Origin of the sequence: Flavipsychrobacter sp., assembly GCA_041392855.1 — a bacterium.
In the GTDB taxonomy this organism is placed as follows: Bacteria; Bacteroidota; Bacteroidia; order Chitinophagales; family Chitinophagaceae; genus UBA5543.
The window spans coordinates 718,306-735,749 of sequence record JAWKLD010000001.1 but is presented as its reverse complement, the minus strand read 5'-3'; the positions used below and the strand labels follow the sequence as shown (position 1 = coordinate 735,749).

The 17,444-nt window shown below is 35.6% G+C and carries 16 protein-coding genes; 10 read left to right on the top strand and 6 right to left on the bottom strand.

What is annotated here, in order from left to right; all coding sequences use genetic code 11:
• The first annotated feature begins 96 nt into the window (after positions 1–96).
• The gene (locus R2800_03690; GenBank protein ID MEZ5016127.1) at positions 97–1,893 is read left to right on the top strand and encodes an adenylate/guanylate cyclase domain-containing protein; all 1,797 of its coding nucleotides are present in this window, start codon (positions 97–99) and stop codon (positions 1,891–1,893) included.
• Here the strand turns inward: R2800_03690 and R2800_03685 are convergent.
• The 4 genes from R2800_03685 to R2800_03670 all read right to left on the bottom strand — a co-directional run bounded on the left by R2800_03685 (position 1,890) and on the right by R2800_03670 (position 4,905).
• A complete protein-coding gene (locus R2800_03685; GenBank protein MEZ5016126.1) occupies positions 1,890–2,705 on the bottom strand; it encodes an ATP-binding protein in 816 nt (271 codons plus the stop codon). The two genes, R2800_03690 and R2800_03685, sit on opposite strands and share 4 nt — an antisense overlap.
• A 271-nt stretch (positions 2,706–2,976) precedes the next feature.
• The gene (locus R2800_03680) at positions 2,977–3,480 is read right to left on the bottom strand and encodes a hypothetical protein (protein MEZ5016125.1); all 504 of its coding nucleotides are present in this window, start codon (positions 3,478–3,480) and stop codon (positions 2,977–2,979) included.
• A gap of 121 nt (positions 3,481–3,601) precedes the next feature.
• Positions 3,602–4,507 (bottom strand): hypothetical protein, encoded by a 906-nt coding sequence (locus tag R2800_03675; protein ID MEZ5016124.1) that lies wholly within the window; start codon positions 4,505–4,507, stop codon positions 3,602–3,604.
• Between the two features lie 44 nt (positions 4,508–4,551).
• Positions 4,552–4,905 carry a hypothetical protein gene (locus R2800_03670; GenBank protein ID MEZ5016123.1) on the bottom strand — a complete coding sequence of 118 codons (354 nt, stop codon included), beginning with the start codon at positions 4,903–4,905 and terminating at the stop codon, positions 4,552–4,554.
• 425 nt (positions 4,906–5,330) lie between these two features.
• On the opposite strand from R2800_03670, the gene R2800_03665 reads away from it, so the two are divergent.
• The 3 genes from R2800_03665 (at position 5,331) to R2800_03655 (ending at position 9,638) form a co-directional block, all read left to right on the top strand.
• Positions 5,331–6,539, top strand: a complete 1,209-nt coding sequence (locus R2800_03665) for a site-specific integrase (GenBank protein ID MEZ5016122.1) — start codon at positions 5,331–5,333, stop codon at positions 6,537–6,539.
• A gap of 93 nt (positions 6,540–6,632) precedes the next feature.
• Complete coding sequence (locus R2800_03660) at positions 6,633–8,840, top strand: tetratricopeptide repeat protein (protein ID MEZ5016121.1); 2,208 nt, start codon at positions 6,633–6,635, stop codon at positions 8,838–8,840.
• A 9-nt stretch (positions 8,841–8,849) separates the two neighbouring features.
• Positions 8,850–9,638, top strand: a complete 789-nt coding sequence (locus R2800_03655) for a response regulator transcription factor (protein ID MEZ5016120.1) — start codon at positions 8,850–8,852, stop codon at positions 9,636–9,638.
• A 160-nt stretch (positions 9,639–9,798) separates the two neighbouring features.
• Here the strand turns inward: R2800_03655 and R2800_03650 are convergent, their stop codons facing one another.
• Complete coding sequence (locus tag R2800_03650) at positions 9,799–10,044, bottom strand: helix-turn-helix domain-containing protein (protein ID MEZ5016119.1); 246 nt, start codon at positions 10,042–10,044, stop codon at positions 9,799–9,801.
• Positions 10,045–10,159: 115 nt separating this feature from the next.
• Between R2800_03650 and R2800_03645 the strand changes: the two genes are divergently transcribed.
• Entirely contained in the window at positions 10,160–11,644 is a 1,485-nt protein-coding gene (locus R2800_03645; GenBank protein ID MEZ5016118.1) for a T9SS type A sorting domain-containing protein, read from the top strand.
• A gap of 18 nt (positions 11,645–11,662) precedes the next feature.
• Positions 11,663–12,256: a hypothetical protein gene (locus tag R2800_03640; GenBank protein ID MEZ5016117.1), complete on the top strand. Its 594-nt coding sequence runs from the start codon at positions 11,663–11,665 to the stop codon at positions 12,254–12,256.
• A 169-nt stretch (positions 12,257–12,425) separates the two neighbouring features.
• On the opposite strand, the gene R2800_03635 is transcribed toward R2800_03640, so the two are convergent.
• On the bottom strand, positions 12,426–12,959 hold the full coding sequence (locus R2800_03635; GenBank protein MEZ5016116.1) for a 5-formyltetrahydrofolate cyclo-ligase: 534 nt from the start codon (positions 12,957–12,959) through the stop codon (positions 12,426–12,428).
• Positions 12,960–13,062: 103 nt separating this feature from the next.
• On the opposite strand from R2800_03635, the gene R2800_03630 reads away from it, so the two are divergent.
• The 4 genes from R2800_03630 to R2800_03615 all read left to right on the top strand — a co-directional run bounded on the left by R2800_03630 (position 13,063) and on the right by R2800_03615 (position 17,444).
• On the top strand, positions 13,063–13,494 hold the full coding sequence (locus R2800_03630) for an Rrf2 family transcriptional regulator (protein ID MEZ5016115.1): 432 nt from the start codon (positions 13,063–13,065) through the stop codon (positions 13,492–13,494).
• 94 nt (positions 13,495–13,588) lie between these two features.
• The gene (locus R2800_03625) at positions 13,589–15,676 is read left to right on the top strand and encodes a cbb3-type cytochrome c oxidase subunit I (protein ID MEZ5016114.1); all 2,088 of its coding nucleotides are present in this window, start codon (positions 13,589–13,591) and stop codon (positions 15,674–15,676) included.
• A gap of 9 nt (positions 15,677–15,685) precedes the next feature.
• Positions 15,686–16,687 (top strand): cbb3-type cytochrome c oxidase subunit II, encoded by a 1,002-nt coding sequence (locus R2800_03620; protein MEZ5016113.1) that lies wholly within the window; start codon positions 15,686–15,688, stop codon positions 16,685–16,687.
• A 349-nt stretch (positions 16,688–17,036) separates the two neighbouring features.
• Positions 17,037–17,444 (top strand): cytochrome C, encoded by a 408-nt coding sequence (locus R2800_03615; GenBank protein MEZ5016112.1) that lies wholly within the window; start codon positions 17,037–17,039, stop codon positions 17,442–17,444.

The following is a 17,444-nucleotide window of genomic DNA, read 5'->3' as shown; positions in this document are numbered from 1 at the left end:
TAGCTGGCTAGTTTAAAACTTCTAATTAATTTGCAGCCAATAGTTTTAGGAAATACAACACTAATCCGTTATTTTGTACATACATATACCGACATTATGAAACTGAAAATGACTGTTGTTTTATTAGTTTGCATTAACATATGCTATGCTCAGCAGTACACTTCTTCAGATATAGATTCACTGAAAAACATCGCTTCTAAACAACAAATAGATAGTAGTAATGTAAATACAATATGTGAATTAGCAATTGCTTATTACCGAACAGCTCCAGACTCCGGATTAATATATGGATTTGAAGCATTACGAATATCTAAAAAGTCCGAATGGGAGATCGGACAAGCTAAAGCGTATAAAGTAATTGCTATAAATTATATAGCATTATCTGAATATGCCAAAGCTTTAGAAAATCTATTAGCAGCGTTAGAGGTCTATGAAAAATATAATTATGATCGTGAAGTAGCATCTATTTACAACAAACTTGGGTTGGTATATGCTCGTAATGACAACTCAAAAGCTCTTTCTTATTATCAAAAATCCCTAGACCTATACCAAAAAATAAACGATATAAATGGAGTAGCCCAGGTATATGGCAATATGGGCAATGTTTATTTCTCTACAACTAACTATGCTAAAGCATTATCTAATTACAACCTAGCATTAGAACAATGCAGAAAACACAATGATAATTACGGTATAGCACAAAATGTACAAAACATTGCTATGATAAACACCGTTGAAGCTAACTATAAAGAAGCTCTAAAAAATAATGAACTCGCAATTGACATTAATGAAAAACTAAATAACCAGTACGGTCTTGCTATCAGCTATGGAAACTTAGGTGTATTATATATGTATATATTACAAGACTCTACTACAAATTTCAAACTTCCATATGATAAAAATACTTCTCTAAAGACAGCAATTCACTACTTAGAAAAGTCTGTTAACATTGCTCAAAACTTAGGCGCTTTAGACATTGCACAAAACTTTTACAAAGACTTATCCGACGCAGAAAAAATGCTTGGAAATAATGGTAAAGCTCTTGAATATTACAAGCTTTACAGCTTATACAAAGACTCCGTCTATTCTCGAAAAAGACTACAACGAATGTCTTATTTAGAAACCGAAAGAGACATTTACATAAAAGATAAGCAGATACAGATAAACAACCTTAAACTGGAAAAGAGAAACAATCAAATAATACTCATTGGAGCAGGGAGTTTATTACTAATGCTTAGTTTAGTTTTTCTATATAAAGAAAGAAGAAAGTCTGAAAACCTTTTGTTGAACATACTACCTAATGCTGTGGCCAAAAGGTTAAAAAACAAAGAACACCCTATTGCTGACAACCTTCCAGAAGTATCTGTATTGTTTGCTGACATGGTCGGATTCACTAAATACACCACAGAAAGCAATCCTAAGCATATTGTAAATATGCTGAATGACATCTTCACTGTATTTGATGAAATTGTAGAAAAAAATGGGCTTGAAAAAATAAAAACTATAGGAGATTGTTATATGGCAGCAGCAGGCGCCCCTAACTCTATGAGTAATCATGCAGCTGCTGCTGCAATAACTGCAATAGAAATCAAAAAATCTGTGAACAATCTTAAAGAAAAGTACGGGATTAATATTGACTTTAGAATCGGTGTTGATTGTGGGCAGGCAATAGGAGGAGTCTTAGGTAAGAAGAAGTTTGTTTATGATATATGGGGAGATACGGTTAATACAGCTAGTAGAATGGAATCGACAGGCATTGCTGGCAAGATACATTGCACCGAAAATTTCAAGGAAGCATTAGAACATAAATTCCTATTCTCTAGAGGAGAATATATGCAGATAAAAGGAAAAGGAATGATGCAAACATGGTTTTTAGAACGTAGTATTGACTAAACAGCCTCATTGACAAAGGAATGCTCTTCGTATGCAACAATACTAGGCAATGTAAGACTCACGGTTGTTCCCTTATCATTAGAGGCTATATGTAAATATCCCCCAAAAGCTTCTACTCGCTGTTGCATACTTGCTAGTCCAAGACCATTTGTATCTTCTTCTTTTATATCCTTAGCATTAAACCCTACACCATTATCCGAAATATCTATTTTTAGAAATTCTGGATTATTATTCTGTGTAATAATTATACCATCTGCGTATGCATGTTTTACAATATTATGTAATGCTTCCTGTACTACTCTAAAGACGGCTAACTTAACATCCTTATTCAGCGTTTTCCTCTCTCCGTAAAGTTCAAATTCTGTATTAATACCTTTTGCAATCTTAAGGACAGATAATTCATCTTTTACTAATCCATCAAGATCTTTCTTGTAAACATGATCTGTATTTAAATTATGACTTATATTTTGTACACTATAGTGTATTTGGTCTATTATTGAAATAGTATCTCTAGCCACCTTATTATTTCTAAACTCTCCACTTATTTCTTTACTTAAATAATAAATATTCATTTGAGCTAAACTTAATAGTTGCCCAATATTGTCATGTAACTCTTTTGATATACTTGTTCTAATATGTTCTTGCTCAATCAAACTAGAATTAGCCGGTATCTGTCTAGAAGAAATACCAGCCTCTACTTGCCTAATAGGCCCTCTATTATCTTTATTTTTTTTTATTATTAGTATCAAGAGAGCTGTCAATAGAGACAAACAACATGTGGTGACATATAATAATAACTTTGTGTCTTTCATTATTCTTATGAGATGTGGCATGTATACACAATCACCTAATACTTATATATAAACACATAATGCATTAACAAGACTAGAAGACCAACAATAGATATTAGATATTACATTTTACACCTAAAATACAGCCTACTATTTCATGCTTATAATACATTAGGCACGTATATACTTTTACAAAACATTATGTCATTGGTTTAATGATAAAATGAAATATAGTATTACATGCAAATGCATTACCTATTTATAAAAATTGACCAGATTTTTATTTAAATATTTATTTATTACTCTTGCTCATCACAATCCCCGGATAAACATGTACTGCTATAACAGCTATGGCTAGTATTAAAAACTGCTGAGCATATGTTACATAAAAACATAATGCAATACAAATAGCACATATCACCCCTCCTAGTATGGATGGAGTGAATTTAGAAAGCCAACCTGTAATTAAAGAACCTATACAATACAGAGATAATGTTATTGCTATTATATATCCCACACCTAATTTATATCCTATTGTATTCACTAAAAACAAACCGATAGCAATACCTATCCACACTTTCATATATACTTTATCTATTCCTGATGCTGGTTCATCGTTTTTTCTAGCCTGTAGAAAAGACAATACCCCGCCTACTAGAAATAGAATAGAAGCACTATTGAGCGATTTCATACCATGTTCAATAACAAAATATTTCGCAACAGAATAAAGAGCGACTATAACTCCCCATAAAACATAATAATATGAAGCAGCAGGCAAATTCTTTTTTTGACTCATCGTGTAGATTACTTAATTATCCTTTTTCAAGGGCTATTGATAATTTATTGCTCCAAAGTTAAATGATAAACTCCCCATGAGGTAGAGTAAAAACACCCCCTCACCATACCTTATCCCTTATTTAATTCAACAAACTCATTTTTTGATTAGAGAAACCAAACTTAACACCTAATACACCTATTATGTTTTTCACCGAATAAAAATCCTTACCGATAGAAGCGACTATAACTATTTTTTCTGATATCATATAATTACTAACTAGTGCAAAGCGATTATAATTACTTCCTTTTAAAGAAAAGTCATGTCTTGCAACATACTCCATTGACATATCTAAAACTCTTGTATTATATGACATGGCAATACCATAATCGAAAAAAGGAACATCTTGACTAGTGAATAAACTCCCCTTGGTATATCTAACAACACCTACCAAATCTATTGGGATTTTATAATATGGAGCCCACCTTATATTTAACCATAAGCCAGTCTTATTAATATGCAAAGCTTCTACTCCATTATTTCCTACTGTTGAAGATATTGCACCTGCAAACTCTAACAAAAAAGATGCTCTAGATCTCAAATATTCTATTTCTTTTAGCTTTTCTTTTATTTGAGTCTCCTTCATATCCTCTGCTACAAGCAAATCAACAATATTACTTTTTATACTATTAATCTGAGCAACTCTATTTTGTGAAAACAATCTAAGGACTGTCACCCTCCCCCCTGCTGCAATTGATGAGAACGTATCTTTGACAATTGATGCTACGGAAATATTGAATGTTTGTAGTATCGGGAATTTATTATTTGTATGGTTCTCAAAAGTGTAATTTGGATGCTGAAAAAGCCAATATGGCGTAACTTGTATAGCCCCACCTTCCAATAAGTTTAATATATCGATACCAAAAGCTTTAGGATCTGACGGCTTTTCTACAAGTGATGGCGATTTGTCTAACAAGACAAACCCAGGGGCATTAGGGATGTACATATTATTCAACTCAACTTGTCCTTTCTGAGCATTACACTTCATCACAGACAGAGCTACTAATATCAGATGCATGTATAAATTCCTCATCACACAAATTTGTAAGTGGTTACTAATGAATATATATCGCCCTCATTATCTAACTTTCCTTTATAAGTATGAGATGATGGAACTCCATTATCAAAATCATGAACTATAACCACTGCATTTGTTGCAGGATTAGCATCAAGAACATTAGTGACAACTTTGCATTTTTTCCCGTGGAGTGACTTTCCTTTGCCTAAATAAAGATTTTGAATATCACCTTTTGCAATTTGGTTTGACTCAAAAAAAACTACACCAGCACCAATTTGGGCATTACCGATTGTAATAGTTATATGTAAATCTTCTTCTGTATCTACTGTAATAATAACAGTGTCCTTTTCTTCTTTTTTTAATCCCATAATACTTATATATGTGTTAACATCTGCCGCATTTCGATAGACCAGCGGTATATATTCAGAAAAAAGACATAGTATCAACTATTCTTTTCTCAAAACTAAGTGAGAGGAAGAGCTAAATATTGGATATATCACTAAACCCTGTAGGTAATGGATGGATAAAAACTGGGTGATATATCAAAAAAAAGAGGAAGATTTAACCTAGAAAACAATAAAAAACGACAAAAGCCCCTACAGAAGGGGCTTTTAATTTAGTAGCGAGAGAGGGAGTTGAACCCTCGACCTCAGGGTTATGAATCCTTAAATACATGGTTTTAAATGGTCTCAAATGAGCGTAAATACTGGAAAACTCTTTATTAAAAGGCATTCCAGAACTCACTAATTTACAATAAAAGTCGTAAATTGTTTTCGAATTGTTTTCGAATAAAATGGCTACATCAAAAATCATCCTACGAGAAAAGAAAAAAGACGGCACTTGTCCACTGACTATCCGTATCACAAAAAATCGTAAATCAGTCTATGTATATCTTGGTTTTACCATTAAGCCGAAAGACTGGGATGCAGAAAAACAAAGGGTCAAAAAATCTCATCCTAATTCAGAGCGACTTAATAACTATATCATAAAGAAACTGGGTGAGGTCACAGACACCGCCTTAGAAGTGCAAACGAAGAAAAGTCACAGTACGGCAAAATCCGTCAAGCAAAAGGTGCAACCTGTCGCAGGGTCATCATTTGCGGCACAGGCTGAACTTTACCTAAGCGAGTTAAAGAAAGCAGGAAAATACAATCGTTATGTGGCAGACAAACCGCGTGTAAAAAGGTTTAATGAATTTGTACAAGGTGATATTGACTTTGCAGATATTACGGTTTCTCTTTTAGAAAGGTTTAAGGTTCATCTAAAAGCAACTTTGAATATAAGTGAGCGCACAATTATGAATTACCTAATGGTGATACGCTCAGTATTTAGTCAAGCTATTAAAGAAGGTGTGTCTGACTCCAAGCACTACCCTTTCGGTAAAGGCAAAATATCAATTAAGTTCCCTGAGTCAACAAAGGTTGGTATATCTAAGAATGATGTTGTAAAGCTGGAAACTGTGGAATTAACTAATGCCAACCATGATCTGGCGCGTGACCTATGGCTTATCTCTTATTATTTTGCAGGAATGCGTATTTCTGACATTTTGCGTCTACGCTGGTCTGACTTCCAGGAAATGCGTTTGCATTATACAATGGGCAAGAACAAAAAAACGGGCTCCTTGAAGACTCCCGAAAAAGCACTACAGATTCTTGCTAAGTACAAAGACAGAAAAACCAACGATAATAACCTTGTTTTTCCTGTCTTAACAGTTCTTCCCAACTTGGATGATGATTTTGAAGTACAACGCAAAATCGCTTTTGCTACTGGCAGGTTTGACAAAATGTTAAGAAAGCATGTTGCACCAAAAGCTAAAATAAACGCAAAACTAACAATGCACATTGCTCGTCATACTTTTGCTTCTCTTGCAGCAGACAAAATACCAATTCAAATGCTCCAAAAACTATACAGACATAGCAACATTACAACTACTATCGGCTATCAAGCAAATTTTGTGCATAAGGATGCTGACGAAGCATTAGATGCTGTTATTGGATCATAACGAAGTTAGTTGCTACCCTTTATTATCAAATAATCCGATTTCTAGTATATCGTTTGACTTTGTATTTTAGACCTGATTTATCTTCATCAGGTTATGCGCGTTACATTAAGAGTTACAATCACATTACTTACCACTTTAGGGATCTACAGTTTTCCTTCACTGGCGCAAAGCACTTCAGATATAGATTCTCTAAAAACAGAGTTAAATAAATCCAGTATAACAGAGAAAAAAGCTGATGTTGCTAACCGTATTGCTTTTATACTAAAGGATAAAGAGCTCGACACAGCCATTACTTATGCTGAATTAGCTTATACATATGCAATACAGGCTTCATACGATCTTGGACAAGCTGATGCTCTTTTAAATCAAAGCATGATTTATGCTAATGCAGGTATGTATGATGAAGCACTAAGTAATGGTCATGATGCGATAGACCTTTACAAACTAAAATTAGTGCGCGCAGGTTCAAAAGAGCAAAAACGGATAAAGAAAGGGCTTGGCGACAGTTATAATAATATAGGGGTCACTTACTTCTATCAGGGACAGTATGACAGTGTTGAACAAAATTTCTTAAAATCACTAGAGTACAGAACAGAAGTTGATGATAAGCCAGGTATCGCATTCTGTTACGGTAATCTTGGGGCCTTAGGTCAGGTACAAAGCAATTATCCAAAGGCATTAAAATACCAGCTTAGAGCTTTAGAAATACAAAAAGAACAAAAGTATGATTGGGGAATTGCAGCAGCTTATAATAATATTGGCATTGTATATTTGAAGCAGGGCAAACTTGCAGAGGCTTTAAACATGCACCTGTCAGCCTTAAAGATCAGGAAAAAAATTGATGACAAAAGAGGCGTAGCCAGTTCTTATAATAATATAGGAAACATACTGATTGATCAGGAACGGTTTCAAGAAGGACTGGACAACTATCAAAAGGCATTAGCGATAGCTATACAATTAAATGATAAGCGTTCTGAAGCTGATTGTTATGATAACGTAGGCATTGCGTATCAAAAATTGGGCAAGTATGATCTTGAGCTAGAGAGCCATTTAACAGCTTTAAAGATCAGACAGAAAATAGGAGATGCCAAAGGCATTGCAGACTCCTACCATAACATAGGTTCCACATATCTTGAACAAAAAGACTATGATAATGCACTTAAATACTATGCAGTTGCTATTGAACAACATAAAAAATTAGACGACAAATTTGGACTAGCATATTCTTATTATAATGCCGGACGTATATACCTAAACCAGAAAAATACTCAAAAAGCGTCTGTCTACCTTAAAAAAGGACTAGAATTATCTAATGAAACCGGACACCTGGAGAGTATTAAAGATAGCTACCTTGGACTATATCTATTGGACAGTACCCTGGGAGATTTTGTGGGCGCATTAAAATATTATAAACAATATGTTGTTGCAAAGGATAGTCTTTATAGTGCAGATGTTGCAAGGAAAACAGTTCAGGCTCAAATGGAGTACGAGTTTGAGATAAAAGAAGAACTAATAAAATCTGAGAATGATAAAAAAAATGCTCTGACAAAAGCTGCGAACAAGGCTCGAATAAGGGTAATCCTAGCTGTATCCTGTTCACTACTGGTTATTACAATACTTGTTTTCTATTTCATACGAAAGCGGCAAAAAGACAAATACAACTTGGAACTTGCAGATGTCAAACAATCTGCAATCAAAGCGCAGTTAGATTCCCATTTTATCAGTGTTACATTATTAGCTATTAATGAATTCATTGAAAATCGTGACAAACAATCTGCACAGGACTACCTGAATAAATTTAGCCGCTTGATTAGAAATGTACTCAGAAACTCAACTGTAACTCAGACAACTTTAAAAGAGGAACTTAATTTTGTTGATGACTACTTTCAACTGGCAAGCCTGTCATTTCCAGAAAATAAAATATCCTGTCAAGTGCATATAAGTGAGGAGATAAACCCTGAAATTGTTGTAATGCCTCCTATGGTACTGCAAATTGTTGTAGAGAATGCTTTAAGACATGGCTTGTCAGAAAAAAAAGAAGGAACAGTCACTATAGATATTTCCAAAGATAAGGATAAGATCAAGTGTGTCGTTGAAGATACAGGTGTTGGTGTTAATGCAAAGAAGCAAGGTAAGCATATTATAAGAAAATCATACGGCACTTCATTAGCTGAAAGATTGGTCTCCATTTGGAACCACAACAATAAAAAAGCCTATTTTCAAATTATGGATAAATCAACAGAAATTAGCGGTGAAACAGGTACAAGAGTAATATTTTCATTTCCTATTATCGAAATTTAAGAACTGATTATGATTAAATGTGTGATTGTTGAGGATGAACCTCTGTTTAGTAAAAACCTACAGCAACTTTTAAAAAAAGCAGATGTTACACTACAGGTTAAAGCTGTGTGTGCAGATATAGATAGTGCTTGTACAGCAATAAAAAAACACCAGCCTGATTTAGTTTTCCTTGATATATACTTAAATGGAAATGAGCAAGGTGGTTTTGACCTTTTGAATATGTTTAAAATCATACCGTTTGATGTAATATTCACAACTGCTTTTGTTGATCAGAATATCCAACAGATAAGAGCTTGTGGTCTCGATTATATCATGAAACCCTATATGGAAGATGAGCTTTCGGATGCAATAGAAAAATTTAATCGAAAGAAATTTGGTGCTATTAGAGCAGAGCAGTTGCAAACTTTACTGCGAAATCTTGAAGTGCAAGATATAGATGAGCATATCGTCTCCTTTTATGCCGGTAACGATAATATTGTTGTCAAAGTAAAAGACATTATTTGCTGTCATGGAGTTGATATGACTACTCATTTTTTTATTAGGGACTACGATAAACCTAACGTTCTAAAAAAGGTTACATTGTCAAAGGGAATAGGAAAAGTAGCTGAAATTCTTGCTGCATACGGCATTATCAAGATACATCGTTCTTATCTTGTTAACCATAAACACGTAGCAAATTATTCTACTAAATCCGTAAAGCTTAGAGAGTTTGCTAAAACACCTATAGGATATAGTCGAGAATTACCTGTTTCTGACGGATACCGCTCTGACTTTCAAAGATTGATGGGTAAATTATAGCTAGCATAAATATTCTATTCCAAGTAATTTGATGCTTATTCCAAGCAAATAGCTTATAATTCCAAATGTTGGGTCTATAAACTGTTCAATCATACTAATTTCCCGTGCATGAACATCATAAGTATGGGAGGAAATATTGGCAATTCAGAACAAAAAGGTCTCAATCAAAATCTTTGTCAAAGAATTCATGCAAAGATATATCTAACGCATCCAAGACCTTCAGGAAGTTCGTCAGTTTTAGGTCAGAGCCTCTTTCATATCGACCATACTGAGCACGGGGAATCTCATTCTCATATGCAAAAGTCTCGTAATTTTTGTATCCCTTCTGCTTTCGCAAGGTTTTCATCTTATTGCCGATGGCTTTTAAAACCTGCTCTTTGTCTTCGTATCGCAGTTTACTTTTCATGAAAAAATTGAAAAGTAGCTTAGATAATACTCTAAAAGTACCATTCTAAAGTTCATACTCTAAAGTATTATTTATCAGTAATTTTATTATTTTGTGAAACATTAAAAAATAGAACATGAAAAGATTATTTACACTTTTAATCAGTATTGGAATATCTACTATAGCGTTTGCTCAATACAACCAGCAACATCCAAAACTGACCGCAACAGGTTTACCAGCCTCAGCTTCATTTGGAGGTTCTGTTTCTCTATCTGATGATGCTTCCATTGCTATTGTAGGAGCATGGGGAGGCACAAACGGAGCTACAGGTCAGGCTGTCATTATGAATCGTAATGGCAGCATATGGACTCAAGGGCAAACTTTGGTTGGTAGTGGTGCTATCGGAGGCGCAAATCAAGGAAATTCAGTAGCTGTATCAGGCGATGGAAATACTGCAATAATTGGTGGCCCAAATGATAATAATGGAGCAGGGGCTGCATGGATATTTGTAAAGAATGGTACAACATGGACAGAGCAAACAAAACTCGTTGGTACAGGAGCAACTGGTAATGCTTGGCAAGGGTTCTCTGTAGCTATTTCAGCAGACGGGAATACTGTTATTGTAGGTGGTCCACAAAATAATACGCATGTTGGCGCTGCTTGGGTGTTTACAAGATCAGGCACGACATGGACACAGCAAGCCATGTTACAAGGATCTGATGCTGTAAGTAGTAGTTCATACCCTTCTGAACAAGGATATTGCGTTGCCATGTCTAGTGACGGTTCAACAGCATTAGTTGGAGGACGTTTTGATGGTGGAGCCAAAGGTGCTGCTTGGTTTTATGCCCGAAACGGGAATAGCTGGACTCAGCAAGGTGGTAAAGCGACAGGCAGCACCTTACAGCCTATCGGAACATCGGTAGCATTATCAGCAAATGGAAACGTAGCAGTGATTGGTGCTGCTGCTGCCGACAGCAAAACTGGAGGTGCATTTGTTGTTACAAGGACAGGTTCAACGTGGACACCTTATTCGTCAATCTTGCAAGGGACCTTACCAGTTGGTAAAGCACAACAAGGTGGCTCCGTTGACATCTCAAATGATGGCAAAACTGTTGTTATGGGTGGGGCTGCAAGTATTTTTACGCCTAACAGTGGAGATATTGGTATTGGTTCAACTTGGATATTTAAATATGATGGTAGTAATTGGAATCAAGAGGGGAATAAATATGTAGGTACAGGCAATTCAGGTAATTCTCAGCAAGGAGGCTCCGTCTCAATATCAGCTGATGGTAATACGTTCGTAACAGGTGGCTTTGGTGATAATAATTTTAATGGAGCAGTATGGGTTTTCTCAAAAACAATCCCTCCGACAACATCAGTAAATCGTTTGTCGAGGATGTCGGCACGAGTATATCCAAACCCAGTAAATAATACAATGCACATAGATTCCGATCAGCCTATTTATACTGAACTGATAGCTTTGGATGGTAAAGTTGTAATAAAGAAGACAACGAACAAGTCATTGGATGTTTCTAATTTGCCTGCCAATATGTATTTCCTAAACTGTTATAATCTTGAGGGGCAGTTATTGCATACAGAAAAAATCATCAAATCAAAATAAAAAATAAATTTTCATTGTATGAAACTTAGAAACTCAGTGAGAGTAATCCTCTTATCCCTTTCTGTATTTGTCTTACCTAGTCAACTTCTCTTTGCGCAAAAAAGCAACAATGATGCTAGTGCAGCATTTGAAAAGGGCAGTAAAACAATCGGGGTGACAATAGGTGTTGGGACTAATTATGATTTCTTTTATTATTCTGGATATACTCAATATCCTCTCTTGGGTCTTATATACGATCAGGGCATAGTCGAAAATGTTGGTCCTGGCACAATAGGTGTCGGGGGGATTATTGCAATAAAAACAGCAATAGATAATTATGCAAACGGTTTTAAAGCCAGATCAAACAACTTCATAATCGGCGCAAGAGGGACGTATCACTTGACTTTGTTAAAGAACAAGAATAATAAATTTGACCCCTATGGAGGTGTGACATTCGGGATGAGAATATATAGATATAATGACCCGTTTTATAACGATTCTGATAATGGCGTGTATCCTGTTGCCGGATTGTTCGTAGGTGCTAAATATAATTTCAGCAAAAATTTTGGTGCATTCTCAGAACTTGGATATGATATTTCATTTTTTAGGTTAGGAATATGTGCAAACTTTTAATAGAAAGCTTATTGATTATTGGTATACAACTTAAAAAGGAACCATAGTAATATTACTTCGGTTCCTTTTATTTATAGCCTTATTCTTTAAGACTTCAAAAACACGATTCCATCTTAACTAACTTTAGTCTTAACATTTCTATTGCTCATACAGATGTAATGTATTTACATTAAAAACTAATAATTTCATCTAAAGAAATATCATGTGGCTCTTCAGGCACTTTATCAATCAATTGCATATTATAGCAAACTCCCACCTTGTATCCCTTTGGGCATGATGAAAAAAACTTATCATAATAACCTGAACCATAGCCAATTCTGTAACCTCTCTTATCAAATGCTAGGCCCGGAACTATATATAATTCAATCTCACCGTTATATTCAATACCACTAGCTGGATGCTTTGTTCCAAATCGCCCATCTTCAAGTTGATCTAAAGAAGCAAGTACCAGATTTTGCATTTCTTTTTTAGGCAACGATTTTGGGCATACAACTGTTTTACCATCGGCAAGTAAATTATTTAGAAGCCCCCTTACATCCACTTCATCACCCATTGGAATGTAGCTATGAATTACCTGGTAATTTTTATCATCAATTACTTGCTCAATCGCCTCACATATTTTTTGATCTAGTAGGACTTTCTCCTCTTTCGCTAACTGGCTTCTTTTGTCTGACATTTCTTTTCTTATAGCTGATTTATTCATTTTTCTGTTTTTTGAGATAAAGATAATCGTCTAAAAAATAATAAAAGAGTTTTTTATCTTTTAATGTTCAAATGTCATATCTTCGCATTGCAAATGGGATTTTATGTTCTCTAAGACATGTGAATATGCTATTAAAGCTGTTATTTATATAGCACAGAAATCTAAGGATGGTGTTAGAATAGGTATTAAGGAGATTGCTAAAGGCATTGACTCTCCAGAGCATTTTATCGCAAAAATTCTTCAGGATTTAAGTAAGAAGGGACTTGTTCAGTCTATGAAAGGTCCGAATGGAGGATTCTATCTTGATGTTGAATGTTTGGACATTTCTCTTGCAGACATTGTGAAAGAAATAGATGGCGATAAAGTTTTTACAGCTTGTGGATTAGGACTAAAGCAGTGTAACGCAAATAAACCATGCCCTATCCATAATCAATATCAGGAAATCAGACAAAAAACACATGATATGCTGAAAAATGCAAAGATTGGAGAGTTTGCTGAAAAGCTAGAACGTAATACGCTGTTTTTAAAAAGATAAAAAATTTGTTCAAATAAAAGATAAAAAGGTGTTTATATCTTCTATGTATTATCTAAAGCATGTTTTGAAAATAATTCCGGCAATATTGTTTGGAATGTTTATCCCGGTTATAGGTTTGGCACAACAAATTGATGGTACTCCATCAGAATTCACATTAGGTTCTTCTAACGGGTTGCTCCTACTGTTCTTTTTATTAGTATTAGGAATGTTCTTTCTGGTAATGGTTTTAAGTCAGAAAGCAAAGCAAATTAAAGTAGAAAGTACCCGGCAGAAATCTCATATAGATAGATCGAAGAGCCAGTCATATTTAAAACTGTTAACGAGTAAGCAAATTCAGAAGCTGTTGCAAAGACGTAAAGGACACTCACACTTGTTACTCATTGCTTTTAGTGTTCTACTTTCCCAAATACCAGTTACTAGTTGGGCACAAAGTACTGACGCAATTTCAAAATCTTCTCTTTTTAACGAGGCAGGAGTGCTGATCACTATAATCTTATTAATGATACCTATAACAGTTGGAGTTGTTATTCTCATTATGAAACTTACTGTCGTTCTGAAGCAATACAAGAACAGGAGTAACCTGATAGAAGCAAAAGAACTGGCGAAGTATATAGATTCTTTAGGTGATGATGAAATTGAAGAATTACAATCAAGAAAATCAGCCTTAGACTACCAACTCACGAATAAGGAACTTTCGGGAAATGAGCAAGTGTTAGATAATCGAGGATTGATTAAAATTCTTGAGGAAAAGACAATCCCAATTGTAGCAGTTAAAAAACGAGCACAAAAGCCGCACGATATAGACCCTGAATTGAAACGGCTAATACTTTGGTTTATCGGCACAGCAACATTTTGGCTTCTGTTTGGTACAACCGTTGGAGAATATTTAGGAATTAAATTTGCTGCGCCTGATATAGATCATGTAAGCTGGCTCAGCTTTGGTCGACTAAGACCTGTACACACAAACTCTGTGTTTTGGGGTTGGGCATCGTTGGGCATGATAGGTCTTGCCTATTATATAGTGCCCAAGGTGAGCAATACCAAGCTCGCTAACATGAAAACTGGTTGGTACTCACTTTTTCTCATTAATGCTGCTGTTATATTAGGGACAATTTGTTTAATGTCAGGCATTAATAATGGAGGTGGTGAATACCGAGAATACACCTGGCCTGTTATGCTGCTTTTTGCAATTGCGCTCATTATTACGTTGGTGAATTTTATTCAGACTGTAGCGAAAAGGACTACAAGAGAGATTTACATCTCAAACTGGTACATCATTGCATCAATAATTTTCACAATCGTTATTTCTATAGTTGCCTATCTCCCATTTTGGCAAAATGGGCTTGGTGAAACTATAGTACAAGGTTATTACATGCACCAGGGTGTAGGAATGTGGTTCATGCTTTTTACCCTGGGAATCGTTTACTATTTTTTACCACAACAGTTAAATAAGCCGATATATTCATATAGCTTAGGTATTCTCGCTTTTTGGACACAAATTTTATTCTATACATTAATCGGCACACACCATTTTGTGTTTAGTTCTATTCCCTGGTGGTTACAAACTGTTGCTATTGTCGGAAGTGCAGGTATGGCAATACCCGTGGTAGCAGGTACAACGAATTTCTTACTAACATTTAAAGGTGTATGGTATAAGATAAAAGATAGCTACACCTTGCCATTTTTCTTAGTAGGTATTGTTTTCTATTTCACAGGATCAATGCAGGGAACAGCTGAAGCATTTAGATCTACTAACTTACTTTGGCACTTTACTGACTTTACTGTAGCGCACTCCCATTTGACGATGTATGGCATAATCTGCTTTTTTTTATGGGCATGTATTTATGCTATCGTGCCTCGCTTGACAGGCAGGGAAGCGCCACAGATGACAATAGGTGCACATTTCTGGTTGGCATTGATAGGATTGTTGTTCTATACCGTGCCGCTCATGTACGGAAGTACTTTGAAAGGACTGCTATGGATAGAAGGCAAGCCATTTATTGATAGTGTTATTCTAATGGCTCCATACTGGCTATGGCGAGCTATCGGAGGCAGTCTTATGTGGCTATCACACATCGTATTTGCCTACAACCTGTATAAAATGATTATCACAGAATCAAGCGTTGACGTTAAAGACACAGCTATAAACTTATTGAAAGTAAAATCTGCTACTAACAGTTAATAAGTAAACATGGAATTATTTGATAATCATAAGAAACTTTTTACTACAGCAGCATTGTTTTTTGTTGGACTTACAATAATGGTTGCCATAGTACCGGCATTAAATAATCAAAAAAATAATGCTCCGCTACCTGATGCTGTAGAGCTATCAGACATAGAGATGAAAGGTAAAGCTATCTATATCGCTAATGGATGTGTTGCATGTCATACACAGCAAGTGCGAAACGTAGATATGGATAAGGTTTGGGGAAAACGACCAAGTATTGCCGCTGATTATGCGTCCATCACAAGGACAGATATCTTCCGTAATACAGCAACATTAATGGGGACAGAACGTACAGGGCCTGATCTTACAGATATCGGTAATCGACAGCCGAGCAAAGATTGGAACCTTGTTCATTTATATAACCCAAGGATTGTAGTAAACGAATCAATCATGCCGGCATACCCTTGGCTCTTTACAATAAAAAAGGAAGTGGATTCTACTGATGTAGTTGTGACAATTCCTCAAAAATATAAAAAGGACATTGAGGGAGAGGTTGTGGCGACAAATGATGCATTGTATCTCGTTGCATACTTGCAAGCGTTAAAGCAAACTCCATTACCCGGTAATACCGCTGCTCCTGAATTTTTATACAAACGAAAAGATAAAAATATGAAGCAGGACGGCACAGCAGATGTTTTGGATGGCAAGATGCTTTATACGGCAAATTGTCAGAGTTGTCATCAGGCAGATGGGCAGGGTTTACCTGGAGCGTTCCCGCCTTTAAAAGGCAGTTCAGTGGTTGAAGATGATAACCTGGAACTATATGTTGATATCATATATAACGGCTATGATGCTAGGCAAGAATATGGGGTCATGCCCCCAGTGGGTAAAAACATGGAATTTACCGAACATGAAATTGCAGCTATTATTAACTACGAACGAAGTTCGTGGGGAAACAGCGGTAAACAAATATCAGCGGACGACGTAAAGAAGGTATTAGAATTTATAAAGCTTAAAAGTGAATAACGGTAATCTTCCTAATAAAATATGAATGTTAGTGCGTGCTATTGAAAGCATTTCATTAATTCAAAAAAAACAAAATTGATGTTCAGAATAAAATTCTTGCCATCGTTTCTAATTGCATTACTAACAAGCGTACAGGCTCTTTCTTGTCCTGTCTGTGAGCGGCAGCAGCCCAAGATAATAAGAGGTATCTCACACGGAGTCGGGCCTGATAGTAATTGGGACTACCTGATAATAATTGCAATGGTAATCATTGTATTAATAACTCTTTTCTTTTCCCTACGATATCTTCTGAGTCCTGGCGAAAAGTCTGAACAACATATTAAAAGGTTCATCTTAAATACAGAAGAACATGAGTAGCAAAAGTAGAATATTGATCTTTTTGGACGATGAGTCTAGTCCTATTGCAGAAGTGGAGTCACCAATAAACTTTGAATTGGATACAAATAAGCTAACTGATGGAGAGCACACTCTTAAAGTCGTGAGTAAAGACCCTGACGGCAAAGAAGGTATCAGATTAATCCCATTTATTGTGCGTAACGGACCTGCAATTGATATAGGGGGAATCAAAGAAAATTCGGTAGTTGATGGAGTTGTGCCAATAATGATCAATGCATACGGCAAAGGCTCTCAAAAATCATTTTATATAGAGGGCAGTGAAACCCCTCAAAGCATCCCAGCATGGGTGTGGATATTAATAATAGGTTTTGGTGGATGGGCCATGTATTACTTGTTCACATTCTTATCTGTTAGAGTATAA